24 protein-coding genes, 1 pseudogene and 1 riboswitch are annotated in these 23,124 nt (G+C 45.3%); of the genes and pseudogenes, 16 read left to right on the top strand and 9 right to left on the bottom strand.

Going from position 1 to position 23,124, the window contains the following annotated elements:
• Nucleotides 1-125: 125 nt before the first annotated feature.
• The 9 genes and pseudogenes from H7198_RS05530 (at nucleotide 126) to H7198_RS05490 (ending at nucleotide 9,008) form a co-directional block, all read left to right on the top strand.
• A complete protein-coding gene (locus tag H7198_RS05530; RefSeq protein ID WP_274458776.1) occupies nucleotides 126-1,766 on the top strand; it encodes a peptide ABC transporter substrate-binding protein in 1,641 nt (546 codons plus the stop codon).
• A gap of 68 nt (nucleotides 1,767-1,834) precedes the next feature.
• The gene (locus tag H7198_RS05525) at nucleotides 1,835-2,752 is read left to right on the top strand and encodes an ABC transporter permease (RefSeq protein ID WP_274458775.1); all 918 of its coding nucleotides are present in this window, start codon (nucleotides 1,835-1,837) and stop codon (nucleotides 2,750-2,752) included.
• Nucleotides 2,753-2,762: 10 nt separating this feature from the next.
• A complete protein-coding gene (locus H7198_RS05520; protein WP_274458774.1) occupies nucleotides 2,763-3,785 on the top strand; it encodes an ABC transporter permease in 1,023 nt (340 codons plus the stop codon).
• 9 nt (nucleotides 3,786-3,794) lie between these two features.
• Nucleotides 3,795-4,844: an ABC transporter ATP-binding protein gene (locus H7198_RS05515; RefSeq protein WP_274458773.1), complete on the top strand. Its 1,050-nt coding sequence runs from the start codon at nucleotides 3,795-3,797 to the stop codon at nucleotides 4,842-4,844.
• Nucleotides 4,845-4,847: 3 nt separating this feature from the next.
• The gene (locus H7198_RS05510) at nucleotides 4,848-5,783 is read left to right on the top strand and encodes an ABC transporter ATP-binding protein (RefSeq protein WP_274458772.1); all 936 of its coding nucleotides are present in this window, start codon (nucleotides 4,848-4,850) and stop codon (nucleotides 5,781-5,783) included.
• 105 nt (nucleotides 5,784-5,888) lie between these two features.
• Nucleotides 5,889-7,400, top strand: a complete 1,512-nt coding sequence (locus H7198_RS05505; protein ID WP_274458771.1) for a peptide chain release factor 3 — start codon at nucleotides 5,889-5,891, stop codon at nucleotides 7,398-7,400.
• 60 nt (nucleotides 7,401-7,460) lie between these two features.
• Nucleotides 7,461-7,916 (top strand): annotated as a pseudogene (locus H7198_RS05500) (ASCH domain-containing protein).
• Between the two features lie 77 nt (nucleotides 7,917-7,993).
• Nucleotides 7,994-8,152, top strand: a complete 159-nt coding sequence (locus tag H7198_RS05495) for a hypothetical protein (protein WP_159427793.1) — start codon at nucleotides 7,994-7,996, stop codon at nucleotides 8,150-8,152.
• 147 nt (nucleotides 8,153-8,299) lie between these two features.
• Nucleotides 8,300-8,395: riboswitch (THF riboswitch) on the top strand.
• Nucleotides 8,396-8,429: 34 nt separating this feature from the next.
• Nucleotides 8,430-9,008 (top strand): folate family ECF transporter S component, encoded by a 579-nt coding sequence (locus H7198_RS05490; protein ID WP_274458770.1) that lies wholly within the window; start codon nucleotides 8,430-8,432, stop codon nucleotides 9,006-9,008.
• 49 nt (nucleotides 9,009-9,057) lie between these two features.
• Here the strand turns inward: H7198_RS05490 and H7198_RS05485 are convergent, their stop codons facing one another.
• The 3 genes from H7198_RS05485 to H7198_RS05475 are packed head-to-tail and all read right to left on the bottom strand — an operon-like array spanning nucleotide 9,058 to nucleotide 12,456.
• A complete protein-coding gene (locus tag H7198_RS05485) occupies nucleotides 9,058-9,762 on the bottom strand; it encodes a hypothetical protein (protein WP_274458769.1) in 705 nt (234 codons plus the stop codon).
• 49 nt (nucleotides 9,763-9,811) lie between these two features.
• A complete protein-coding gene (gene rlmD, locus H7198_RS05480; protein WP_274458768.1) occupies nucleotides 9,812-11,269 on the bottom strand; it encodes a 23S rRNA (uracil(1939)-C(5))-methyltransferase RlmD in 1,458 nt (485 codons plus the stop codon).
• An 8-nt stretch (nucleotides 11,270-11,277) separates the two neighbouring features.
• Nucleotides 11,278-12,456 (bottom strand): DUF998 domain-containing protein, encoded by a 1,179-nt coding sequence (locus tag H7198_RS05475; protein WP_274458767.1) that lies wholly within the window; start codon nucleotides 12,454-12,456, stop codon nucleotides 11,278-11,280.
• Between the two features lie 203 nt (nucleotides 12,457-12,659).
• Here H7198_RS05475 and H7198_RS05470 point away from each other — a divergent pair, with 203 nt between their 5' ends.
• Nucleotides 12,660-12,902 carry a transcriptional regulator gene (locus H7198_RS05470; protein ID WP_274458766.1) on the top strand — a complete coding sequence of 81 codons (243 nt, stop codon included), beginning with the start codon at nucleotides 12,660-12,662 and terminating at the stop codon, nucleotides 12,900-12,902.
• Nucleotides 12,903-12,976: 74 nt separating this feature from the next.
• Nucleotides 12,977-15,097, top strand: coding sequence for an AAA family ATPase (locus H7198_RS05465; RefSeq protein WP_274458765.1), 2,121 nt, complete (start codon nucleotides 12,977-12,979; stop codon nucleotides 15,095-15,097).
• An 83-nt stretch (nucleotides 15,098-15,180) separates the two neighbouring features.
• Here the strand turns inward: H7198_RS05465 and H7198_RS05460 are convergent, their stop codons facing one another.
• Genes H7198_RS05460 through H7198_RS05450 form a run of 3 tightly spaced genes read right to left on the bottom strand, consistent with a single transcriptional unit; the run spans nucleotide 15,181 to nucleotide 16,229 of the window.
• Nucleotides 15,181-15,480, bottom strand: a complete 300-nt coding sequence (locus H7198_RS05460) for a hypothetical protein (protein WP_274458764.1) — start codon at nucleotides 15,478-15,480, stop codon at nucleotides 15,181-15,183.
• A 13-nt stretch (nucleotides 15,481-15,493) separates the two neighbouring features.
• A complete protein-coding gene (locus H7198_RS05455; RefSeq protein ID WP_274458763.1) occupies nucleotides 15,494-15,949 on the bottom strand; it encodes a hypothetical protein in 456 nt (151 codons plus the stop codon).
• On the bottom strand, nucleotides 15,933-16,229 hold the full coding sequence (locus H7198_RS05450; RefSeq protein ID WP_274458762.1) for a hypothetical protein: 297 nt from the start codon (nucleotides 16,227-16,229) through the stop codon (nucleotides 15,933-15,935). The genes H7198_RS05455 and H7198_RS05450 overlap by 17 nt, the downstream gene beginning before the upstream one ends.
• 250 nt (nucleotides 16,230-16,479) lie before the next feature.
• Between H7198_RS05450 and H7198_RS05445 the strand changes: the two genes are divergently transcribed.
• Entirely contained in the window at nucleotides 16,480-16,689 is a 210-nt protein-coding gene (locus H7198_RS05445; RefSeq protein WP_274458761.1) for a hypothetical protein, read from the top strand.
• Between the two features lie 343 nt (nucleotides 16,690-17,032).
• On the opposite strand, the gene H7198_RS05440 is transcribed toward H7198_RS05445, so the two are convergent.
• From H7198_RS05440 to H7198_RS05430, 3 genes are all read right to left on the bottom strand, one after another.
• A complete protein-coding gene (locus tag H7198_RS05440) occupies nucleotides 17,033-17,236 on the bottom strand; it encodes a hypothetical protein (RefSeq protein ID WP_274458760.1) in 204 nt (67 codons plus the stop codon).
• Nucleotides 17,237-17,342: 106 nt separating this feature from the next.
• Complete coding sequence (locus H7198_RS05435; protein ID WP_274458759.1) at nucleotides 17,343-17,546, bottom strand: hypothetical protein; 204 nt, start codon at nucleotides 17,544-17,546, stop codon at nucleotides 17,343-17,345.
• A gap of 11 nt (nucleotides 17,547-17,557) precedes the next feature.
• Nucleotides 17,558-17,869, bottom strand: a complete 312-nt coding sequence (locus H7198_RS05430; protein ID WP_274458758.1) for a GNAT family N-acetyltransferase — start codon at nucleotides 17,867-17,869, stop codon at nucleotides 17,558-17,560.
• A gap of 87 nt (nucleotides 17,870-17,956) precedes the next feature.
• On the opposite strand from H7198_RS05430, the gene H7198_RS05425 reads away from it, so the two are divergent.
• From H7198_RS05425 to cysS, 4 genes are all read left to right on the top strand, one after another.
• Entirely contained in the window at nucleotides 17,957-18,430 is a 474-nt protein-coding gene (locus H7198_RS05425; RefSeq protein WP_274458757.1) for a dUTP diphosphatase, read from the top strand.
• Between the two features lie 3 nt (nucleotides 18,431-18,433).
• Nucleotides 18,434-19,801: a DNA repair protein RadA gene (gene radA / locus H7198_RS05420; protein WP_274458756.1), complete on the top strand. Its 1,368-nt coding sequence runs from the start codon at nucleotides 18,434-18,436 to the stop codon at nucleotides 19,799-19,801.
• A 102-nt stretch (nucleotides 19,802-19,903) separates the two neighbouring features.
• Entirely contained in the window at nucleotides 19,904-21,400 is a 1,497-nt protein-coding gene (gene gltX / locus H7198_RS05415; protein ID WP_274458755.1) for a glutamate--tRNA ligase, read from the top strand.
• A gap of 80 nt (nucleotides 21,401-21,480) precedes the next feature.
• Nucleotides 21,481-22,887 carry a cysteine--tRNA ligase gene (gene cysS / locus H7198_RS05410; RefSeq protein WP_274458754.1) on the top strand — a complete coding sequence of 469 codons (1,407 nt, stop codon included), beginning with the start codon at nucleotides 21,481-21,483 and terminating at the stop codon, nucleotides 22,885-22,887.
• Nucleotides 22,888-23,124: the final 237 nt, after the last annotated feature.

The following is a 23,124-nucleotide window of genomic DNA, read 5'->3' as shown; positions in this document are numbered from 1 at the left end:
AAAGACTTATATGTCAGGTTTGTTACCACGTTTATGAGTGAATTATTATAAAAACTAATTGAAAATCAAAAAACAGTCTGATACGATTAACTCAACATTAAAAAAGACCTCGGGAGGTTGGAAAGATGAAAAAATGGCAGAAGTGGACGGCGGCTATTGTCGTTGTCGCTGCTGTGGCGGGTGGAACCAAAGCAGCTGGTCTCTGGGGTGGAAATCCTAGTACCGATAAGAATACGTTGAATTATGCGTTACCAGCAGATATTCAAACTTTGGATATCTCTAAGTCAACGGATAGCTATTCAAACATGATTTTGGGTAATACGGAATCAAACTTGTTGCGTATGAACTCAAAGGGAGAAGCAGCTCCTGACTTGGCTAAGTCATATAAGGTTTCTGATGATGGAAAGACTTATACAGTTGAATTGCGTTCAGGCTTGAAGTGGTCTGACGGTTCAAAGTTGACGGCCAAGGATGTTGTTTACTCATGGCAACGAATGGTTGATCCAAAGACTGGATCACAGTATGCTTCATTGGCTTCAGGTGTTTTGAACGCTGATGACATCATGGCTGGTAAGAAAGCAGTTTCAGAATTGGGCGTTTCCGCTTCTGGCAATACCATTACTTTCCAACTTGACCACGCAATGCCTCAATTCAAGTACTTGCTCTCATTCCCAAACTTTGCCCCACAAAAGCAAACGTTTGTTGAAAAGCAAGGTGACAAGTACGGAACCACTGCAGCAAAGCAAGTTTACTCAGGTGCTTACAAGTTTGAAGACTGGAACGGTACAAACGGTAAGTTCAAGATGGTAAAGAACGATAACTACTGGGATTCAAAGGACGTTAAGACAAAGACGATTAACTGGCAAGTAGTTAAGAACGCCGATACTGCCTTGAAGCTTTACAAGCAAGGTAAGATTGACCGCGTTTCAATCTCAAACACGCCTGAAATGTACTCAGCTAACAAGAACAAGAAGGATGCTAAGTCAGCAGCCGTTGCCGCTGCTACTTATCTTGAATATAACCAAGATACAAACGCCTTCTTGAAGAACAAGAAGATTCGTCAAGCCTTGAACTTGGCAACGAACCGTTCAGAATTGGCAACACAAGCAACGGGTGGTACTCGTGATGCTGCTCAATCACTTGTTTCAAAGGGATTGACTGAAACAACTTCTGGCAAGGACTTGTCAGACTACGTAAAGCCTGGTTACACTTACGACAAGAAGAAGGCTCAACAGCTCTTCAAGGAAGGTCTTGCCGAAGTGAACCAAGGAAAGATGAAGATTAGCCTTGAAACTGATGCTGACTCTGTCATCTCAAAGAACACGGTTGATTACATCAAGCAGGCTTGGGAATCAACATTCGGTTCAGATATTGAAGTATCTGAAAAGATTGTGCCATTCAAGCAACGTTTGAAGGATTCACAATCTGGTGACTTCGATGTCGTTGTTACAAACTGGAACGGTGACTATGCCGATGGTTCAACATTCTACGACTTGTTCGCTTCTAAGGATGCTGGATACAACGATGGTAAGTTTACGAACCAAACATACTTCGATGCAGTTAAGAAGGCTGATAACACAGATGCAACAAACGCTTCTGCCCGTGAACAAGACTTCAAGGATGCTGAAAAGGCATTGATGGATGATGCTAACATCAACCCACTTTACTCATGGAAGTCAACTTCACTTGTTCGCTCAAACGTGAAGGGTGCTGTTGAAAACCCAGTTGGTTTGACACTCGACCTTACTTACGCACACCGCAAGTAAAATAAGTGTAAAGAGAGTCGGCGAGAGCCGACTTTCGTACATATTGATGAAACTAAAGGAGAGACCCTATGGCCCGCTATATTCTAAAACGTGCGTTAATCTTGATCATCACGATGTGGATCGTGGTTACCGCCACCTTCTTCCTGATGCAGATTTTACCGGGAACGCCATACAACAACCCTAAGTTGACGCAATCAGCGATTGATCAGCTGAATGCCACTTATGGGTTAGATAAGCCGGTCTTAGTTCAATACTGGGACTACTTAATTAATTTGTTACACGGTGATTTAGGAACCTCCTTCCAGTACCAGAACCAATCGGTTTCAACATTGATTGGACAGCGTTTACCAATCTCAGCTCAGTTGGGATTCCAAGCTTTGGTTGTTGGTGTATTATTGGGACTCTGGTTCGGTGCTGTTTCAGCCCGTAACCAGAATAAGAAGTTAGATGGATTCCTTGGGGTTATCTCAACTCTTGGGATTTCAACACCTTCCTTCATTTTGGCCATTGTGTTGCTCTTCGTCTTTGGTTATCAGCTTGACTGGTTACCAATCTCTGGTTGGGGCGATTCATTCTCGCAGACAATCTTGCCAACTTTGGCCCTAGCGGTTACGCCAATGGCCATCACAACGCGTTTTGTCCGTTCTGAAATGATTGAAGTTTTGCACTCCGATTACATCCAATTGGCCCGTGCCAAAGGAATTGGTGAAGACCAAGTGATTCAAAAGCACGCCTACCGAAACTCAATGATTCCTATCTTGACTTTGATTGGACCATTGACGGCGGGATTGTTGACAGGTTCAACTTTGGTTGAGAACATCTTCTCAATTCCTGGAATTGGACAGCAATTTGTTAGTTCAATTCCAACAAAGGACTATCCAGTTATCATGGGAACGACAATTGTTTACGCCTTGATGCTGATGGTTATGATTTTGATTACCGATATCTTAACGGCTATCGTTGATCCACGAGTTCGTTTGCAGTAGGAGGATAGTCATGGAAGCTAGTCAAGACTTCGAATTGGTCGGCATTGAAAACGTTGCCGCCACTGAAAAGATTAATAAACCAACGCTGACATTTTGGCAGTCCGTCTGGCATCGATTGAAGAAGAACAAGTTGGCCGTTATTTCAATGTACTTCTTGATTGCCATTAGTGCCTTTGCCCTGGTTTCAACAGCCGTTGTCTCACAGAATTCAGCTAATCAATTTAATACCAATGCCGGTAGTAAGTATAAAAACCTACCACCAAAGTCAGGCCTTCCGATTCCATTTTGGGATGGAAATGGTACTGTTCTAGGATCAACGGATAAGGTTGATGTCTACGAAAAGAACGGCGTAGATAAAAACTTTATTCTTGGAACCGATAACCTGGGCCGTTCACTTGGAAAGCGTGTGACGGTTGGACTTCGTATCTCATTGTTTGTTGCCTTAGCCGCAACGGCCATTGACCTGCTCTTTGGAGTTTCCTATGGATTGGTTTCCGGATGGTTCGGGGGGTGGATTGATACGGTTCTCCAGCGATTCATTGAAATTATTTCAGCCATCCCAACCTTGGTTGTTGTTACCTTGTTGGCCATGCTCTTTGGTTCAGGAATCGGGTCAATCATCTTGGCCATCGCCTTGACCAACTGGGTTGGAATGGCTCGACAGGTTCGAAACCAGACCTTGACTCTTAAGGAACGTGACTTTGTTCTTGCAGCTAAGACGCTAGGTGAATCTGGTCCTAAGATTGCCTTTAAGCACTTAGTGCCAAACATGGCTGGAACCATCATCGTTCAAGTCATGATGACCATTCCATCAGCCATCATGTTCGAAGCTGTTTTGTCAGCCATTAACTTGGGTGTTAAGGCGCCAACGGCTTCCCTTGGAACATTGATTTCAGATGCACAGCAAATGTTGCAGTACTACCCTTATCAAATTTTGATTCCATCAGCAATTTTGGTCCTCGTGTCATTGGCCTTCATCCTCTTAGGGGATGGCTTGCGTGATGCCTTCGATCCAAAGATGTTAGACGAATAGGAGTGTTTTATGCAAACGCCAATTCTTGAAGTTAAAAACTTAGAGGTTTCATTTGCAACTTATGCAGGAACCATTCAAGCCATTCGTGGTGTCGACTTTCAACTCTTTGAAGGTGAAACATTAGCCATTGTTGGGGAATCTGGCTCCGGAAAATCTGTTACAACAAAGACCCTTTTGGGACTAAATGCAGCCAATGCAACGGTCAAAAAGGGCAGTCAAATTCTCCTTGGCAACACGAACTTAGCTGATTATAAGGAGAAGGACTGGGACCAAATCCGTGGTAAGAAGATTGCCATGGTTTTCCAGGACCCTATGACCTCTTTGGACCCAACGATGACAATTGGAAAGCAAATTGCTGAACCAATGGAAAAGCACTTGGGTAAGAAGGCTAAGGAAGCGCGTGAAGCAGCTTTGGCCTTGATGAAGGACGTTGGGATTCCTGATGCCGAAGAACACATTGATGATTATCCTCACCAATGGTCAGGTGGTATGCGTCAGCGTGCGGTTATTGCCATTGCTTTGGCAGCCGAACCTGACATCTTAATCGCCGATGAACCAACCACTGCCTTGGATGTGACGATTCAGGCACAAATTTTGAACATTTTGAAAGCTCAGCAAAAGAAGCGCAAGATGGCCGTTATCTTCATCACCCACGACCTTGGGGTTGTGGCCGATGTGGCTGACCGTGTGGCCGTTATGTATGCTGGTAAGATTGTTGAAAAGGGAACGGTTAACGAGATTTTCTACAATCCAAAGCATCCGTATACTTGGGGCTTGTTGTCATCAATGCCAACAACTTCAACGGCTTTGGGTTCATTGCATGCCATTCCTGGAACTCCTCCAGATTTGCTTTACCCACCTAAGGGTGATGCCTTTGCCAACCGTAATGCCTATGCATTGAAGATTGACCACGAAAAGCAACCACCATTCTTCCAGGTTTCACCAACCCACGAAGCAGCAACGTGGTTGCTCGATAAACGTGCGCCAAAGGTTGTGCCACCAGAAGAAATTCAAAAGCGCCAAGCCTACTGGCAAGAACACTTTGTAAAGGAAGGTTAAAAGATGGAAAACCCAGAAGCAAAAAAATTGGTTTCGATTAAGAACCTGACTTTAACCTTTAACGCTGGTAAGAAGAACGAAAAGACGGCTCTGGAAGATGTTTCCTTCGATATTTACGAAGGGGAAACTTTTGGTCTTGTTGGGGAATCTGGTTCAGGAAAGACGACTTTGGGTCGTACGGTTTTGAAGCTCTACAGCCCAGCCGGTGGTTCCATTGAATTCGACGGTTCAGACATCAACAAGATGAAGAAAAAGGAGTTGGCAGACTTCCGTTCAAAGGCTCAGATGATTTTCCAAGATCCTCAAGCTTCATTGAACGGTCGTTTGACGGTTTCAAACATCTTGGGTGAAGGACTAGATGAAGCTGGTTTCACTAAGAATAAGGAAGAGCGTCGTAAGAAGGTCTTGGAATTGCTCCACATGGTTGGATTGAACGAAGACCATGCTTCACGTTATCCCCACGAATTCTCAGGTGGACAGAAGCAGCGTATCGGAATTGCCCGTGCCTTGGCCGTACAGCCAAAGTTTGTGATTGCCGATGAGCCAATTTCTGCCTTGGATGTTTCCGTGCAAGCCCAGGTCGTGAACCTTCTTGCTAAGTTGCAAAAGGAACAGAAGTTGACCTACCTCTTCATCGCCCACGATTTGGCGATGGTGAAGTACCTGTCAGACCGTATTGGTGTCTTGCACTGGGGTAAGTTGGTTGAGTTGGGAACAGCTGACCAAGTATACAACCACCCCTTGCATCCATACACGAAGTCATTGCTTTCAGCAGTGCCCGTGCCAGATCCTGTTAAGGAAAAGGCCCATCACGTGAAGAGCTACGACCCATCCTTTGAAAAGGACGGTCAGGAGCGTCACATGGTAGAGATGGAAGCTGGACACTTTGTCTTGGCAACACAGGAAGAAGCAGCTAAATACAAAGCCGACCAAAATTGATATATTGCGATACGAGAAGGTATTTAAAATATAAAATGATTAAAGCAGTTAGAGCAGACATTGCGTCTGGCCCTAACTGCTTTTTTCGGGTAAAATAAAGACATTATGACAGACTTTAAAGAAGCGTTAAAAACACGGCGTACATTCGCCATTATCTCCCACCCCGATGCGGGTAAAACAACACTGACTGAGCAGTTGCTTTTGCACGGTGGTGTGATTCGTGAAGCCGGAACGGTTAAGGGCCGTGGTGCCAAGAAGATGGCCTCATCCGATTGGATGGCCATCGAGCAGCAGCGTGGAATCTCCGTTACTTCATCTGTTTTGCAGTTTGACTACGACGGTAAGCGAATCAACATCTTGGATACCCCGGGGCACGAAGATTTCTCTGAAGATACTTACCGTACGTTGATGGCCGTTGATTCGGTTGTCATGGTTGTCGATGCCGCCAAGGGTATCGAGCCCCAGACAAAGAAGCTCTTCGAAATCGTTTCAAAGCGTGGTATTCCCGTCTTTACCTTCTTCAACAAGATTGACCGTGATGCACGCGCACCATTGGACCTTGTTGACGAATTGGAAACGACCCTTGGCATTAAGGCCTTCCCAATGAACTGGCCAATTGGTTCTGGACAGATTCTTCAGGGAATCTATGACCTCCGTCAAAAGGAAATGATTCCTTTCAAGAATGTTTCGGACCATCCTGAAGTGTTGGAAGAAGGAATGGATGAAGTCGAATTGCTGGACGATGCTGGAAACGACTTTGATACCGATGCGGTTGCGCACGGTAAGTTGACGCCAGTCTTCTTTGGTTCCGCTTTGGCCAACTTCGGGGTAACGGAATTCTTGGAACAGTACTTGCAGTATGCACCAGAACCAGCTGCCATTGAGACGGTTGACGACCGCTTGATTGAACCAGATGACAACCAGTTCACTGGTTTTGTATTCAAGATTCAGGCCAACATGGACCCTCGTCACCGTGACCGAATTGCCTTTGTCCGTATTGTCTCTGGTGAGTTTACCAAGGGGATGGACGTGACTTTGTCACGAACAGGTAAGAAGCTTCGTTTGGCCAACGTTACCCAGTTTATGGCCGAAGAGCGTGAGAACGTTCAGACAGCCGTTCCTGGTGATATTATCGGTGTTTATGATACTGGTAACTTCCAGATCGGGGACACGATTTACTCAGGGAAGAAGCAAGTGACTTTCCCAGACCTGCCAACCTTTACGCCAGAATACTTTAACAAAGTCATTGCCAAGGATGTTATGAAGCAGAAGTCCTACCACAAGGGAATCACCCAGTTGGTACAAGAAGGAACGATTCAGCTTTATAAGTCTTGGAACTCAAACGAGTACATCTTGGGGGCTGTTGGACAATTGCAGTTCGAAGTCTTCAAGTTCCGTATGGAAAACGAATACAACGTGGCCATCCAATTCGAACCAATTGGTTCAAAGGTTGCCCGTTGGGTTGATCCTGACCAAGTTGATGAAAAGATGGCTTCCTCACGTAACCTTTTGGTTCGTGACCGTTATGACCGTCCAGTCTTCTTGTTTGAAAATCAATTCGCGATGAATTGGTTTAAGGATAAGTATCCAAACGTTGATTTGGAAGCAAAGATGTAAATTGAAAGTTAAAAGCAGCCAATTCTTAGTTGGCTGCTTTTTTGATCGAAAGGGATAGGAATGAAAGCAGAAGAACTCTTTGAAGCTGCTAAAGAAGCGGGAGCTGTTCCTAAGTCTGCCAAGTTGCAATCGTCCTTTCAGTTTGGCGTCGCTGCTGATGAATTGGCTAGTTTAGTGCTAGAGGAAACGAAGACGGCAACGGCTTCGGTTTATGAACTCTACGAAAAGGACGAGCCACTACCTGAATAGGACGCCTATGATGTTATCTTAGATAGCCGTGAAGAGGCCGTTTGTGTCATTCAAAATGATTCGGTCAAACTGGAAGAGTACCTGGCCGTGAGTGAACGGCACGCCTACGAAGAGGGTGAAGGAGACAGAAGCCTTGCTTACTGGCGGTCGTTACATGAACCATTCTTTAAGGAAGAGTATAAAGGGATGGGGAAGACCTTTGATAAGACGCGGGCGAAGATTGTGTTAGAAAAATTTCACCTTGTTTATCGTCCTGAGCAAAAGTGACTTTATAATGTCAGTGCGTCACTGTTCTAAAATCGTGCTACACTCGAGGTGTAGATAGAACGAAAGGAAGCATAAACATGTTAAGTCGTTTAGTCACAGGAACCAAGTCAGAAGAAAGCTTTACGGACCAATTAAACGCGGTCTTGAAGGATTTGCAGAATGATGGCAATGAAATCATTGATGTGAAATTCTCAGAATCATTGGAACACGTTTCAGCGTTGATTCTATATAAGTAATCAAAAGTTGTATTAAAAAAGGAAGACCGGTTGGTCTTCCTTTTTATTTTTTTCTTTTTCAATATATATCAGAACTTTTACTAAGAATAACCAAGTAAACCTGCTATAATTGAAAGCGGCGTTCTGCTAGCGGACGCCGCTAAAATTTATGGGGTAGAAACCCGTGCGTTAAGTGCGCTGGAAACGGAATGTGGGCCAGCGACGAAACAGTTAATGTGCGGTGCGGGTTTCGCATTCACCAACACAGGTGGACACTCCTTTGAGGAGGTTCAATCATATGAACAATTCACGCACTCGTTTTTTGAAGTGGGGCTTGCCCCGCTTGTCGGTCCAGCAGCTGGTCTTACTGGCTGCTTTGATTGCCCTGTCCTTCATCTTGGGACGGGTCTCGATTACAACGCAGATCATTCGTATCTCCTTTGTTTTCCTGGCCTCATCCTTGATGGGCAAGTGGTTTGGGCCAATTTGGACTATGTTAGCCATGGTCCTAACGGACTTCGTTAAGGTTACCTTCATTTCAGGGGGAACATGGTCTCCAATCATGGCGATTGGGGTGGCAATGGCCGGCTTGATTTACGGTGGTTTTTTCTATCAAGAGAAAAAGGACCAGAAGTTATCCTGGTGGAACATTGCCTTAGCAGTGTTGTGCATTACGGTTTTTGTTAACCTAATTACCAATACGTTGGCTCTAATGTTCTTGTTCTCACACCACCATTCTTGGTCGGTCTTTACTGGAATGTTGGCACCACGACTCATGAAGTCAGTCATCTTTTATCCAATTCAGTTAGTACTAACTTATTGGATGTTGAATAACCGAGTTGTCTTGGATTTGTCAAAGCGCTTATTTAATAAATAGTTATTAATAAAAGCACCTCTTCGTTTGAAGGGGTGCTTTTTTAGTAAGTTTAACTTTGCTGTGGAATGTCCTTGTGAGACTGCTCCATGTTTCCGTGCACTAAGGCAGGAAAGACGTGGCGGTCAGACCAGGCAATGATAGAACCCTGACAGATGAAGGCAAAGGCTGTTCCAATGTTTAGGGCAACAACCGTTCCGGAAAGTAACCAACAGGTCAAAGAGATGAAGATGGCCACAATGAAGTTGGACATCTGGGCCTTTGGTGCCGATCCCTTGAAGTAGGAGAAACGCAAAATGTTGGTTAAGTCATCAATAGGGTGCAGGATGACGTTCACTCGTTGGTAGATGGAAATACCAACGCCGACGGTTGCTAAACCAGCAATATCAATAATGATTTTTTCGTAGATTGGGAGTTGGTTGAGATGTAATACTGCTAACCAGCCATTAAAAATACCAACCATTAGTGAAAAGAGAACACCGAAGAGAATGTTTCCGAAGAAACGCTTCCAGTTCAGCTTACCCGAAAAGAAGATGTTGGCCGTGGCAACCAGGACAGTCGTGAGTCCAAGGAAGAGGGCAATGGGAAATCCGGTTAACTTTGAGAGATTGGCAGCTCCGGCTGTCCATGGAGCTGAACCCAAGTTTGTGGAAACAGAGAGGGCGTTTCCAAGGGCATCTAAGGTTAGCGAAAAAATAAAGTAAAAGAAAAATTGGCGGAAGGAAAGCTCAAAGTACTGTCCGTCGCGGTAGTGCATAATCATTCTCCATTTCGTTAGCTAAAGTGGCCAAGGGCCTTTCTAGCGGTTACTTCAAAACAAGTTTTACGACCCCTTCCCAACGTGGAGTTTGGGGGAACATGTCGATTGGCTGGATGTAATCCACCTTGTAGGCAGAGTCAAGGTCAGCGAGATCCCGGGCAAGTGTGGAAGGATTACATGAGATGTAAACGAACTTGCTTGGGCGGGCTTTTAAGATAGCACGCTTTAGGTCGTCTTCCAATCCTGGGCGTGGTGGATCAACGACCAAGGCCGTTGGCTTAAAGCCATCTTTGGCCCACTTCTTGAAGACGCGGTCGGCAGAACCGACTTCGTAGTGGGCGTTTTCGATGCCGTTTTCTTCGGCATTCAAGCGGGCGTCTTCCACGGCTTCGGGGATGATTTCCATTCCACGGACTTCAGCGACTTTATAAGCCATTGAAAGCCCAAGGGTACCCACTCCAGCATAGGCGTCGACCAATTTATCGTTTGGTTGCAAGTCCATGGCAGCCAAGGCGATTTCGTAGGTCTTTTCCATTTGTTCGTAGTTGAGCTGCAAAAAGGCACGTGGGGAAAAGTTGAAGGTTAAGCCTAAGATATCCTCTTGTAGGTAATCTTCTCCCCAAAGCTTCCAAGTCTCTTCACCCCAGATTAAGGAACTGGAGTCATCGTGGAGGTTTTGGAAAAGGCCTACCACTTCAGGTAGTTCCTTTTGGATGTCTTGAACAATGAGTTCCTCATCAGGCAAGCGGTCTTCGGTGGTGACGATGGTTGCTTGGGCCAAACCAGCTTGGTTGGTACGAACAATCAAAGTCTTAACGAGGCCTTTCTTAGATTTCTCATTGTAGAAAGAAAGGGAGTGCTTATCCAAAATTTGACCCAGCTTGCGGATGATGTGCAAGGTGCGTGGGTCCTGTGTCGCCATTTCTGGTAGGTCGACCAGGTCGTGCGTTCCACGCTTGTAAAGACCGATGGTCAGTTGACCCTTTAACTTACGGATGGGAAGAGATGCCTTGTTCCGGTAGTGGGCGGGAACGTCCATGCCGAGAGTGTCTAAGACCTTGATGTTTTCGTAGCCCTTTGGTTGGAACTTTTCCAAGGCCTGGCCAATCAAATCCTTTTTAAAGGCAAGCTGTGCTGGGTAGGCTAGGTGGGCTAGTTCAAAACCACCAACGAGGTCGGCAGCGGGGTCTTCAGGGGTGACACGGTCTGGGGATGGTTCACGGACTGTAATCGTTTTTGCTTCCAGGAACTTATCGGTCACCTTGGTTACTTTGGCAGTCACGACTTCGCCAGGCAAAGCACCTGGAATAAAAGTAATCTTACGCTTGAAGTAACCGATTCCTTCGCCGTTGATTCCAAGTCGCTTGATGGTCAGTGGAAACTTCTGCCCGACTTTGACGTTGACATCTTGTTGGTTATAACGGGAAGGGCGCTTTTGATTGCGCTTGTTGCCTCCTTGATAGGGGCTTTTTTTTGATTTAAAATTTTTTTGATAATCTGACATAGTCTCTCCTAGTCGAGTGCCTTTAATGTAAAGGAATAAGTGTTGTCCTTTAATTCGTATAGTTCGTGAATATTTTGCATCAGCAGTAGTAACCAGGAAATGCCCATCGTTAGGACGAAGATTTCAAAGGCTGTTAATGAAAAGTAGCGGATGCCGTAGAAAAGGAAGCAGGACAGCATGATGCCTAGCGCGGTTGATAGTGAAAAAATCAAGAATTCCTTGGATGCTTTTGGTAAGAGTAGGCGGATGCTAATCATTGGTAAGCCGGTTCCTAAGATAAGGAGGTTGGCTGCCGTGTCATGGGCGAGGTGCAAGAATCCGGGGTTGTTTGGTAGTGCCCCGATGGCAAACAGGCAGATGGCATCAAAGGTTAAGAAGATGCGAAGAGTGATTAAGCGCCAGTTGCGTGGTAGACGTTTCTGGATTGGTACAAAAAGGTAGTCAATCAAAGTTCCCCAAAGAATACCAGAAACCATTAAGGTCGCGTTGAAGGTCCATGAAAAGTCGGCCTTCGCCGTTCCTAAGAATGAAAAGTTGTGCTGCCACCAAAGGAGACGGGAGTTGGTCACCATGGCAATCAAAACGCCACCAACAATGGTGATAATAAGAAGAAACATCATAAAGGTGGTCGAAATTAACGTTGCCGAGTAAATCATCACGTAATTTACAACAGAGATGAAGATGAAGAAAATCAAGGTGGCGGTTAGTGAATCAAAGGAAGCTGCCTGGAAGAGGTAGCCGATTGCCCAAAAAATGGCCACCATGGTCAGGGCCTGAATCAAGGCGAAGGAAATGAAGAGAGTCGGCGCCAGTCGAATGGCGGTTTTCTTTTGCAGCGGGTCGTGAATCTTTTTTAGTTTCTGGATCCGCGTGTAGACAAAAGCTGCCATTCCAGTTAGTTCTCCCATGAAGATGACCCAGGTGGCAATCGAATCCGAACCGGTCAAGGGAATGAGACGTTCGTTTTGCCAGATATTATAGAAGGCAAAAGCCACAGCGGCTAAAATAGAAGGAATGAGGAAGCGGCGAATCGATAACTGCTGATTCTGATTTTCCTGGAGCTTCTTGGTTGGTAGCACCTTAAAGGATTGATTGCTGACCTGGATGTCGATTTTATCGCCATCTTCTAACTGCAAGTCTTGGACGACTTTCTCAGGAAGTTCGATTTCGAAATGCTTCTTACCCACTATGTTTACCTCTTGAATAGGACAAATAAAGAAAAGCCAGTTAGCAGAGCGCTTTCTGGCAGTGATTATTTATAGTTTAATGGAAATTAAAAAAAATAGATATAGCATACTTGTGTTATATCATATATGTGCTATACTAAAAGTCGAGGAGGTCATATGGATGGTTCAATATATGACAGCGATAAAAGAAATGGAGGCTGCATATGGTTCAGTTTAATATCAAGCGTTATTTGGAAGATCGCTCGTTAACCATTTATCGAGTATCGAAGAATTCCGGCTATGGATATACAACAATTCACCGCTCCTTCAATAAGGCACAGTCGAAAGCGACATCAATGAATGTCCGCGATTTGGATGCTTTAGCCAGGGCGCAGCACTTAGCTATGTGGCAGGTGCTACGTGAACTGGAAGAAGGCTACCGGGAGAAGACAGAAGATTCAGAATGACCGACTCCGTGCATTAGGATTTAGCTAATGTACAAAAATAAAAATATGATTTTAAAATAAGGAAGGTAATGATTATGGCATACCAAAATGATCCTTTTAACTCAGATATGAATGATATCTTTAACAACATGATGGGCGGCCTCGGCGGCATGAACTCAGAAAACCGTCGTTACCTCATCAATGGTCGCGAAGTAACTCCTGAAGAATTTGCACAATACAAGCAAACAGGCAAGTTGCCTAACATGGACCAAGCACAAACGGCTGGTAACGGTCGTGCAAGTCAACAGGCCGGCAAGGTAAAAGAAGACGGAATGTTGGCAAAGTTAGGACGTAACTTGACACAGGAAGCCAAGGATGGCTTGTTGGATCCAGTTATTGGACGTAACAAAGAGATTCAAGAGACGGCCGAGATTTTGTCACGCCGTACAAAGAACAACCCTGTTTTGGTTGGGGATGCCGGTGTTGGTAAGACGGCGGTTATCGAAGGATTGGCACAAGCTATTGTAGCTGGTGACGTTCCCGCCGCTATCCAAGACAAGCAAATTTACTCAATTGATATTTCTCAGTTGGAAGCTGGTACTCAGTACCGTGGTGCTTTCGAAGAGAACGTTCAAAAGTTGGTTGATGAAGTGAAGAAGGCTGGAAACGTTGTCCTCTTCTTCGATGAAATCCACCAAATCTTGGGTGCCGGTTCAACCGGTGGCGAAGACGGCGGTAAGGGATTGGCTGATATTTTGAAGCCAGCCTTGTCACGTGGTGAGTTGTCATTGATTGGTGCAACCACGCAAGACGAATACCGTAACACGATTTTGAAGAACGCTGCCTTGGCACGTCGTTTCAATGAAGTGAAGGTTAACGCCCCTTCAGCTGACGATACGTTCAAGATTTTGAAGGGTATCGCACCTTTGTACGAGAAGCACCACAACGTCAACTTGCCTGATGATGTTTTGAAGGCAGCTGTGGATTACTCAGTTCAGTACATTCCACAACGTTCATTGCCTGATAAGGCCATCGACTTGATTGATATGACGGCTGCTCACTTGTCTGCTAAGAACCCAGCTACCGATAAGGTATCCTTGGAGAAGCGCTTAGAGACTTTGCAAGCTGAACAAGACCGTGTCGTAGCTGAAGAAGATTATGAAAAGGCCTTGTCAATTAAGAACCAAATCAAGGACATCAAGCATGAATTGAAGGAAGCTAAGGAGACCAAGAAGGTTACCGCAACTGCCAACGATGTTGCGAAGTCTGTTGAACGTTTGACTGGTATCCCTGTTTCACAGATGGGTGCCTCAGACATCGAGCACTTGAAGCAAATTGACAAGCGCTTGGCTGGTAAAGTCATTGGCCAAGACGAAGCCGTGAACATGGTCGCTCGTGCCATCCGTCGTAACCGTGCCGGATTCGACGAGGGAAACCGTCCAATTGGATCATTCCTCTTTGTCGGACCTACTGGTGTTGGTAAGACCGAGTTGGCAAAGCAGTTGGCTAAGGATCTCTTCGGTACGAAGGAATCCATTATCCGTTTGGATATGTCAGAATACTCTGACCAAACCGCTGTTTCAAAGTTGATTGGTGCCACTGCTGGTTATGTCGGATATGACGATAACTCACACACCTTGACTGAAAAAGTTCGTCGTAACCCTTACTCAATCGTCCTCTTGGATGAAATTGAGAAGGCTAACCCTCAAGTTTTGACTTTGCTCTTGCAGGTCTTGGATGACGGTCGCTTGACGGACGGTCAAGGAAACGTGGTTAACTTCAAGAACACGGTTGTCATTGCAACTTCTAACGCCGGATTCGGTAACAAGGAAGTTGAAAAGGGCGATTTGATGGACCGCTTGTCACACTTCTTCCGTCCTGAATTCTTGAACCGTTTCAACGGTGTCGTTGAATTCTCAGCATTGACGAAGCACGATTTGAAGCAAATCGTTAACTTGATGTTGGATGACGTTAACAAGACTTTGGCAAAGAAGCACTTGTCATTGACGATCTCTGACGCAGTCAAGGAACACTTGATTGAAGACGGATACGATGAAGCACTTGGTGCTCGTCCATTACGCCGTGTCATCGAGCAACAAATCCGTGACCAAGTCACCGACTTTTATTTGGATAACCCAGACAAGACCGAATTGTCAGCCGACATGGTTGATGGCAAGGTTGTCATCTCAGCTATCGAAGAAAAGAAGGCTAAGTAATTTAAAGCAATTGACGTTCTAGTCTAAAAAACACGCTCCCGAGGAATTGGGGGCGTGTTTTTGTGTGGAATGAAGAGGGTTGCCTAAATCATGTAATCATATAGTTCTTGCGTCAGACGGTCGGACGAAGTGCCAAAGTGCACGCGTTTTGCGATACCGTCGTAGCCGACTTTGTTGATGAGCTCTTCTGAAAAGCCGTCCCAAAATGAAATACCGATAATGACAATCGAGTCTGGAAATTGAATGGTAATTGGATCAGGACTATTTAGTACTTCGGGAGTAATCAAGGGTTCTACTTGTGTTTTGAAAGTTTCTTTACCTTTGGATACCCCAGCGAGTCCGTAGGTGTTAGGGGCAAAAGATAGGTTGATTGTTTTTGCCATGCTTAGGTACCTCCTATTTTTTCTTGAAGTATTGTTCGATATGGTCATCGGGTAGTTCGTAGAGGAAAGCTTTGTAGATGGTATTCAATGCATAACGTATTTTTCGGTTGGATTGAGAGTGGCTAGCTCCTTCAACTTGATCTTTTACAGCGAGGTCAATGAGTCGAATTGCTGATAAGACTTTTGTATAGATTGGTAGATGTGAATACTCAAAGTAGTGAAGGTGCTGCTTAAATATTTTGAGCTGTCGGGATAACTGTTTGCCCGCTTGAATCGGGTTGCTTGATTTACTATAACTGTCATATGCTTTTGGTAATTTCAAGAGTAAGTACTCATCATACAGTACTCGAGACATCTCCAATTCGCGAACTGATTTAAGGCGTTGCTCGGAACGATAAAATGTTAATCCTGAAATTGAAACAGTGAGAATGCTGATAAGGATAATGATACTTTCATAAAAGATCGTCATAGAGCTCCTCCGTTAATTCGTCTGATGAAGTCACAAATTTTACTCGATCACAGACACCGTCATAGCCAATTTCTTGAATCATGTTTTTAGTAAATCCCATCCAAAAAGAGCTACCGATGATGACGACGGAGTCTGGAAAGCAAATTGTAATTTCCCCCTGCCATTTTTCAGGAGTTAATACCGAGTCAACCTGCTCGGTGTAAATTGTTTCTCCCTCCTTATCACCAGCAAGTGCAATAACTTTTGGTGAACCAAAGTCCAAGTTAATCGTTGTGTTCATTTCTAACCTCCATTTCTTCTTTCGGTTATTTTCTGCTCACAGTATAACTGATTTTTCGGAGAAAATTTATGACAAAATGTGATGAGATAAATGTTGGTGTAGTGCGTATTATTTAAGGAACGCAATGTCCCTTTGGGGAAGAAAACACCTCTTATTTTGGTAAATAAATGTATTTTTTTAAAAGAGCATTTTAAATATAAGGATAAACTGATAAAATATAAAAAACGTTTTTGAGGATGAGGGATAAGAAGTGAAAAATAAGAATACTTTAGTTTTTTGTCAATTTGTCATGGTAATGGCATTGGTAGGCGAAATCATTTGGTTAATTGCAGACCTCATATCTGGTAAAGTAATGGAAGCCTGTATTCCAATGAGCTTATCGATTGGACAAGCTTGTTTGATCTTCTTCATGTTTGTAGGTAATGAAGAAGGCGAAATTGATAGTCTTGACCTAGATTGATTTGGTGAATTGAGTCCGTTTCTATAATATAAAATACCCCGAAAGTTATAGTAACTTTTGAGGTATAAGTCAATAATGGGCCGTTTTATGCTTTATTTGTTTCGCTTCATCCGAGTCACAATTGTTGCGATTATTTTTAATACTAGGGAATGGACAGTAAGTTGGCTCGCTTAGTCAGTGCAGAAATGAGACTGTACAATAAAGGACATGGTTTGATTGACCATGCCCTTCATGGGTCGCTTAGTAAGTGCTATGAACTAAAAAATCTATATAGTGCTAGCAATAATTAGATAGATTATCATAAAAAAGCAGTCCCCAATTATAGCGGGTGCTGCTTTTTGTTTTATTTCTTTTGATTCATCTGGGCTACAAGCACCGTAAGTGTTTTTGATACTAAGAAATAAACCAGTAAGAACATTAGAAAGTTGACCCACATTGGCTCGGCCAGTGCGGGAATCAAAGTCTGTAGGATTTCGGAAATCGTGATGGATAAAAAGGCAATCGGTAAGTAGAGCCAAAAGTTATTGAAAGTCTTTTTTTGTTTCATGCGGTTTTCCTTTAGCTAATGAGACAGGAATAGGCGTTCTGTCCAAGTTCGAGAATGATATCTGGAACGCGCGGTTGTGGGTCGACATAGGTCGGGTGTACTTTTTTTACTTCTTTCGATTCATCCGGGTCACAATGACTGTAATGGTTGTCGATACCAAGAAGTAAACGAGTAAGAATGTTAGTAGGTTGACCCACATTGGCTTAGCTAGTGCGGGGATGAAAAATTGTAGAACCTCGGCAATCGTGATGGCCAGAAAGGCGGTCAGGAAATAGCGCCAAAAGTTATTGAAAGTCTTCTTTTGTTTCATGGAATTTTCCTTTAGTTAATGGGACAGGAGTCGGCATTTTGTCCGGGCTCGAGAGCGACATCTTCGTAGTCTTCTTTGAAACGCTTGAAGAGGGCGGCAGCATAGCGACAGTCCGGTTGGACTTTTTTACCTTCGGAGCGGGCGAGGTCGCAGACGGCGTCGACTAGTTGGCGAGCGATGTTTTGGCCACGGAGTTTAGGGTCGACGTAGGTATGATTGAGGACCAAAACTTTACCATGGCCGGCTTTGAGGTAGGAAACCTCACCGAGTCGTTCACCCTCTTCTTCGTAATAGAACCAACCAGGTTTTTGAATGATTGCCATGCTTTCCTCCTTTTTGAAATATCTTTGATGACGTATAATGGTAGACATAATATAAGTAAATTTTAGCAGAAATAAAGGGGACGCGAAATGTCAGTACGCGGATTTGAAATTGTCAGTAAATATGAAGGGGAAGGGTTGAACCTTCCTAAGCGTTCCACGATGCAGGCTGCCGGCTATGACTTTGAAGCAGCCGTGGACATGGTTATTCCAGCCAAGGGATTGCAAGAATCAGTAAAGCCTGTCTTGGTGCCAACTGGTATTAAGGCTTACATGCAAGAGGGTGAATACTTGCAGTTGGTTTCCCGTTCATCCGGACCAATCAAGAAGAAGTTGATCATGCCAAACGGTGTCGGCGTTGTCGATGGTGACTACTACAACAATGAAAAGAACGAAGGGGAAATCTTCCTCCAATTCTTGAACTTTGGGGATGAAGATGTCGCCATCAAGAAGGGTGAGCGAATTGGTCAGGGAATCTTCCTACCATTCTTGCTTGCTGACCAGGATGCGGACGATGTGAAGGTCGTGCGTGCCGGTGGCTTTGGTTCAACGGGGGAGGCCTAATTAGTGGCCAAGACAAAAACACAATTCATTTGTTCCAACTGTGATTTCATCTCTGCCCGTTATCTTGGACGCTGTCCAAACTGTGGTGAGTGGGGAACCTTCGTTGAAGAAAAAATTCAACCGGAAACACAGTCCCGTAAGTCCCGTGTTGGGCTAGACGGTAAGGCTGCCAAGGTTCAAAAGATTAACCAGGTTTCTTTGGAAGAAACGCCCAAAGTTGCGACTGATTTGAAAGAGCTGAACCGGGTACTTGGTGGCGGTGTTGTTGCCGGGACTTTGGTCTTGATTGGGGGGGATCCTGGGATTGGTAAGTCAACCTTGCTACTCCAGGTTTCCGGCCAGTTGGCAAGTAAGGGCAAAGTCCTTTACGTCACTGGTGAAGAGTCGGCGACCCAAGTCAAGATGCGGGCTGACCGACTGCAAGTTGGTGGGGATGACTTTTACCTCTACCCAGAAACGGACATGGAAGCCATCAAGAAGCAGGTGGAAGAGCTGAAACCCGATTTTATGGTAATTGATTCCGTGCAGACCATGCAGGAACCGGATTTGACCTCGCCAATTGGTTCCGTAGCCCAGATTCGGGAAGTCACGGCCGATTTACTGCAGATTGCCAAGACAAATAACATCTCTATCTTCATCGTCGGCCACGTAACCAAGGGTGGTGCCATTGCCGGTCCTAAGATTTTGGAGCACATGGTTGATACGGTGCTTTATTTTGAAGGAGACCGTCATTATAAGTACCGGATTCTCCGTGCAGTGAAGAATCGTTTCGGTGCGACTAACGAGCTAGGCATCTTTGAGATGCGCGACCGGGGGCTTGCCGAAGTCGCCAACCCATCCGAGATTTTCTTGGAGGAACGCTTGGCCGGAGCGACTGGTTCAGCCATTGTGGCCACCCTTGAAGGAGAACGACCAATCTTGGTTGAACTCCAGGCCTTGGTAACGCCATCGGTCTTTGGAAACGCTCAGAGAACGGCGACGGGGTTGGACCGTAACCGCGTGTCCTTAATTATGGCGGTTTTGGAAAAGCGGGCCAATTTACTTTTGCAGAACCAGGACGCCTACTTGAAGGCGGCCGGTGGTGTCAAACTGGATGAGCCAGCCATTGATCTGGCCATTGCCGTTGCGATTGCCTCTTCCTATCAGGATAAGGAATCACCAGCATCAGATGTCTTCATCGGTGAACTGGGACTGACCGGGGAAATCCGTTCGGTTTCTGATTTGCAGGGCCGTTTGAAGGAAGCACGGAAGCTCGGCTTTGCCCGGGCGATTGTGCCTAAGAATAACCTGACGGGGATTGATGTGCCAGATGGTATCCAAGTGATTGGGGTTTCTACTATTAAAGAGGCTTTGAAGCTTGCTTTAGAGTAGATTTTCTCAGAAAATCCCGCTAGGCCCTGAAATGACTAGGAACTTTGTTGTATACTAATTAAGAGAAATTTTCAGCTAAGCTGACTTAGGAGTAAAGAATTCATGACAGACGACTTTCGTGTCCGCTATGCCCCATCACCAACGGGCTACTTGCATATTGGAAACGCCCGTACGGCGCTGTTTAACTGGCTTTTTGCCCGTCATTACAACGGGACTTTTGTAATCCGTATCGAAGATACTGATGCGGCCCGTAACATTGCTGACGGGGAAAAGTCTCAGCTCGACAACTTGAAGTGGTTGGGCTTGGACTGGGACGAATCACCAGAAAACCCTGGTGAATACGGTCCTTACCGTCAATCAGAACGTAACGAACAAGGGATTTACCAACCATACATCGACGATTTGTTGAAGCGTGGTTTGGCTTACAAGTCTTACAAGACTTCTGAACAATTGAAGGCTGAACGTGAAGCACAACAGGCTGCTAAGCAGGCTCCTCACTATGTCTACGAATACGAAGGCATGTCACAGGAAGAACGCGAAGCAGAATATGCTAAGTACGAAGCACAAGGCTTGAAGCCAGTTGTTCGTATCCGTGTTCCCGAAGACAAGATGTACGAATGGGATGATATCGTTAAGGGTCACATCTCAATCGGTGGAAAAGAAGTCGGTGGTGACTGGGTTATCCAAAAGGCCGATGGTATGCCAACCTACAACTTCGCCGTTGTTGTTGATGACCACTTGATGAAGATTTCCCACGTTTTGCGTGGTGATGATCACGTGTCAAACACACCAAAGCAAATGATGGTTTACGATGCCTTTGGATGGGACATTCCAAAGTTCGGTCACATGGCTTTGATTATCAACGCTGCAACTGGAAAGAAGTTGTCAAAGCGTGATAACGATGTCTTGCAGTTCGTGGAACAGTACCGCGAATTGGGATACCAACCAGAAGCCTTGGATAATTTCATCGGTTTGCTTGGTTGGTCACCTAAGGGTGAAGACGAAATCTTCTCATTGGAAGAATTCAAGAACATGTTCGACGAAACGCGTTTGTCAAAGGCCAACGCCAAGTTCGACCAAAAGAAGTTGGAATGGATTAACAACCAGTGGATTCGTCGCGACAAGGATAAGATCATGCCACAACTTATCGAGGAGTTGGTTAAGGCAGGCTTTATTACCGAAGACGAAGCCAAGGCTAAGCATGATTGGCTAGTTCAAGCCATCGACGTTGCCGGTGTGGATGGTATTTCATACACCCGTCAAATCGTTGATTTGATGCGCGAACCATTCTTCCAATTGGGCGACATTACAGACGAAATGAAGGAATACCTCACGTCTGAAAACGGCCGCAAGGTCTTTGCTGCCTGGGAAGAAGCTTATAAGGCTTTGCCAGAGGATGCTGATGCGGATACTTACATGAAGACCATCCGTGCCATCCAAAACAACTTGGAGATTAAGGGCCGCGAACTTTGGAACCCAATCCGAATCGCAACGACTCATCAAATCCAAGGACCAAACTTGCCTGAATTGCTTGTTTTGTTGGACAAGAAGCAAGTTTTGAAGACAATGGACGATGTGAAAGCAAAGTACCTTGCCTAATGAATAATTGAAAGAGCAGGAGCCGAAAGGTTCCTGCTTTTTTGTTATAATAAGAAAAAAGTTTAAAAAGGACAGTCGACATGCAAACGGTTTATAACACGTACAGCCTCGAAAAAGAAAGTTTCACCCCCATCGAAAAGGGCAAGGTTCGCATGTACCTTTGTGGACCGACTGTCTATAACTACATTCACATTGGAAACGCCCGCTCGACGGTTGCCTTTGATACCATTCGTAAGTACTTGGAGTGGCGGGGCTATGAAGTGAACTTTGTCTCCAACTTTACCGATTTAGGTGATAAAGTCATTGCCCAGGGTAAAAAGGAAGGACTGACTGAAGAAGAGGTGGCGGACAAGTACGCCGATGCCTTTTTGGAAGACGCGGCAGCCTTGAACGTTGAACCTGCCACTTCCCGTCCCCGTGCCACCCAGTTTATGGAAGAAATGGTCGCCTTTGTCGAGAAGTTGATGGCGGAGGGGATGGCTTACGAGGTGAACGGGAACGTCTACTTCCGGACTAACCAATTTAAGGACTACGCCGTTTTGTCCCACCAAAACATGGATGAGCTGAAAAAGAACGCAGCTGGTCGCTTGGATGGGGATGATCAGGACGAAAAGGAAAACAACACGGACTTCGCCCTCTGGAAGAAGGAGGTTCGCCCAGATGCGACGGCCTGGCCTTCACCATGGGGACTGGGACGTCCGGGCTGGCACCTCGAGTGTTCCGTGATGAACGACGTGCTGTTAGGCGAGACCATTGATATTCACGCTGGTGGTATCGACCTGGCCTTCCCACACCATACCAATGAACTGGCACAGTCGGAGTCTTACCATGGTAAGACATTCGTGAACTACTGGTTGCACAACGGTTTTGTGAACGTCAATGATGAGAAGATGTCCAAGTCCTTGGGTAACTTCATTACTATTCATGATTTGTTGGAAGATGACAGCATTGACCCGCAGGGCCTACGTTACTTCCTAGTTAAGACCCACTACCGCCGTCCGGTCGCTTACTCTCGTGATCGTTTGGACCAGGCCCAGCAGGAATTGGATAAGATTTACCGCACGATGCGGGCCTTGTCCAAGAAGGCGGGTACTGCTGGAGAGGTAGATGCTGCCGTGGCGGCGCAACTACACCTGCTGGAGGAACGCTTCATCGGAGCGATGGACGATGACTTTGGTGTGGAGAACGCACTGACTGTGGTGTTCGAGGGCTTGACTTTGGCAAACCGCTCTTTGGAAGAGGGAAAGCCGGCGGCAACGTTGCAGGTAATCTATCGGAAGTTTGCTGAATGGTTGCACATTTTTGGTGTGGATAATTTTGAAGAAAGTCGCGAGTTATCCCCGGAAGCGAAGACTCTATTAGAAGAACGAGCACAAGCACGACAAAACAAGGACTTCGCGAAGTCTGATGAGCTACGTGACCAGTTAAAAGAGTTGGGTATCTTGGTGAAAGATGGCCGTGATGGTCAATCTGTGGAGTTTATCTAAAAATAACGAACAATAAAATGCGATAAGCGCGACAAAGGAGATAGAAAACGAATGTTTTCTATCTCCTTTGTTTATTTAAAAGTAAAACGCATTTTTTAATATTTTTCGTGAAAAAGCATTGACCGAACGGGTCAATGCCGGTATACTAATTATTGTTCCTTGCGAGGGACAAGCGGTTATCAAGTTTTGCTTGATAATCACCAGCAAAACTCATAAAAATAGTTGTTGCACAAGTTG

This window comes from Fructobacillus sp. CRL 2054 (genome assembly GCF_028764065.1).
Classification (GTDB): domain Bacteria; phylum Bacillota; class Bacilli; order Lactobacillales; family Lactobacillaceae; genus Fructobacillus.
The sequence above is the reverse complement of the archived record's forward strand: the minus strand, read 5'-3'. Positions and strand labels throughout refer to the sequence as shown.

Bases quoted from the DNA above. Each gene is read 5' to 3' on its own strand.
- H7198_RS05530 (WP_274458776.1), top strand. From the start codon at position 126: ATGAAAAAATGGCAGAAGTGGACGGCGGCTATTGTCGTTGTCGCTGCT.
- H7198_RS05525 (WP_274458775.1), top strand. From the start codon at position 1,835: ATGGCCCGCTATATTCTAAAACGTGCGTTAATCTTGATCATCACGATG.
- H7198_RS05520 (WP_274458774.1), top strand. From the start codon at position 2,763: ATGGAAGCTAGTCAAGACTTCGAATTGGTCGGCATTGAAAACGTTGCC.
- H7198_RS05515 (WP_274458773.1), top strand. From the start codon at position 3,795: ATGCAAACGCCAATTCTTGAAGTTAAAAACTTAGAGGTTTCATTTGCA.
- H7198_RS05510 (WP_274458772.1), top strand. From the start codon at position 4,848: ATGGAAAACCCAGAAGCAAAAAAATTGGTTTCGATTAAGAACCTGACT.
- H7198_RS05505 (WP_274458771.1), top strand. From the start codon at position 5,889: ATGACAGACTTTAAAGAAGCGTTAAAAACACGGCGTACATTCGCCATT.
- H7198_RS05495 (WP_159427793.1), top strand. From the start codon at position 7,994: ATGTTAAGTCGTTTAGTCACAGGAACCAAGTCAGAAGAAAGCTTTACG.
- H7198_RS05490 (WP_274458770.1), top strand. From the start codon at position 8,430: ATGAACAATTCACGCACTCGTTTTTTGAAGTGGGGCTTGCCCCGCTTG.
- H7198_RS05485 (WP_274458769.1), bottom strand. From the start codon at position 9,762: ATGCACTACCGCGACGGACAGTACTTTGAGCTTTCCTTCCGCCAATTT.
- rlmD (WP_274458768.1), bottom strand. From the start codon at position 11,269: ATGTCAGATTATCAAAAAAATTTTAAATCAAAAAAAAGCCCCTATCAA.
- H7198_RS05470 (WP_274458766.1), top strand. From the start codon at position 12,660: ATGGTTCAGTTTAATATCAAGCGTTATTTGGAAGATCGCTCGTTAACC.
- H7198_RS05465 (WP_274458765.1), top strand. From the start codon at position 12,977: ATGGCATACCAAAATGATCCTTTTAACTCAGATATGAATGATATCTTT.
- H7198_RS05460 (WP_274458764.1), bottom strand. From the start codon at position 15,480: ATGGCAAAAACAATCAACCTATCTTTTGCCCCTAACACCTACGGACTC.
- H7198_RS05455 (WP_274458763.1), bottom strand. From the start codon at position 15,949: ATGACGATCTTTTATGAAAGTATCATTATCCTTATCAGCATTCTCACT.
- H7198_RS05450 (WP_274458762.1), bottom strand. From the start codon at position 16,229: ATGAACACAACGATTAACTTGGACTTTGGTTCACCAAAAGTTATTGCA.
- H7198_RS05440 (WP_274458760.1), bottom strand. From the start codon at position 17,236: ATGAAACAAAAAAAGACTTTCAATAACTTTTGGCTCTACTTACCGATT.
- H7198_RS05435 (WP_274458759.1), bottom strand. From the start codon at position 17,546: ATGAAACAAAAGAAGACTTTCAATAACTTTTGGCGCTATTTCCTGACC.
- H7198_RS05430 (WP_274458758.1), bottom strand. From the start codon at position 17,869: ATGGCAATCATTCAAAAACCTGGTTGGTTCTATTACGAAGAAGAGGGT.
- H7198_RS05425 (WP_274458757.1), top strand. From the start codon at position 17,957: ATGTCAGTACGCGGATTTGAAATTGTCAGTAAATATGAAGGGGAAGGG.
- gltX (WP_274458755.1), top strand. From the start codon at position 19,904: ATGACAGACGACTTTCGTGTCCGCTATGCCCCATCACCAACGGGCTAC.
- cysS (WP_274458754.1), top strand. From the start codon at position 21,481: ATGCAAACGGTTTATAACACGTACAGCCTCGAAAAAGAAAGTTTCACC.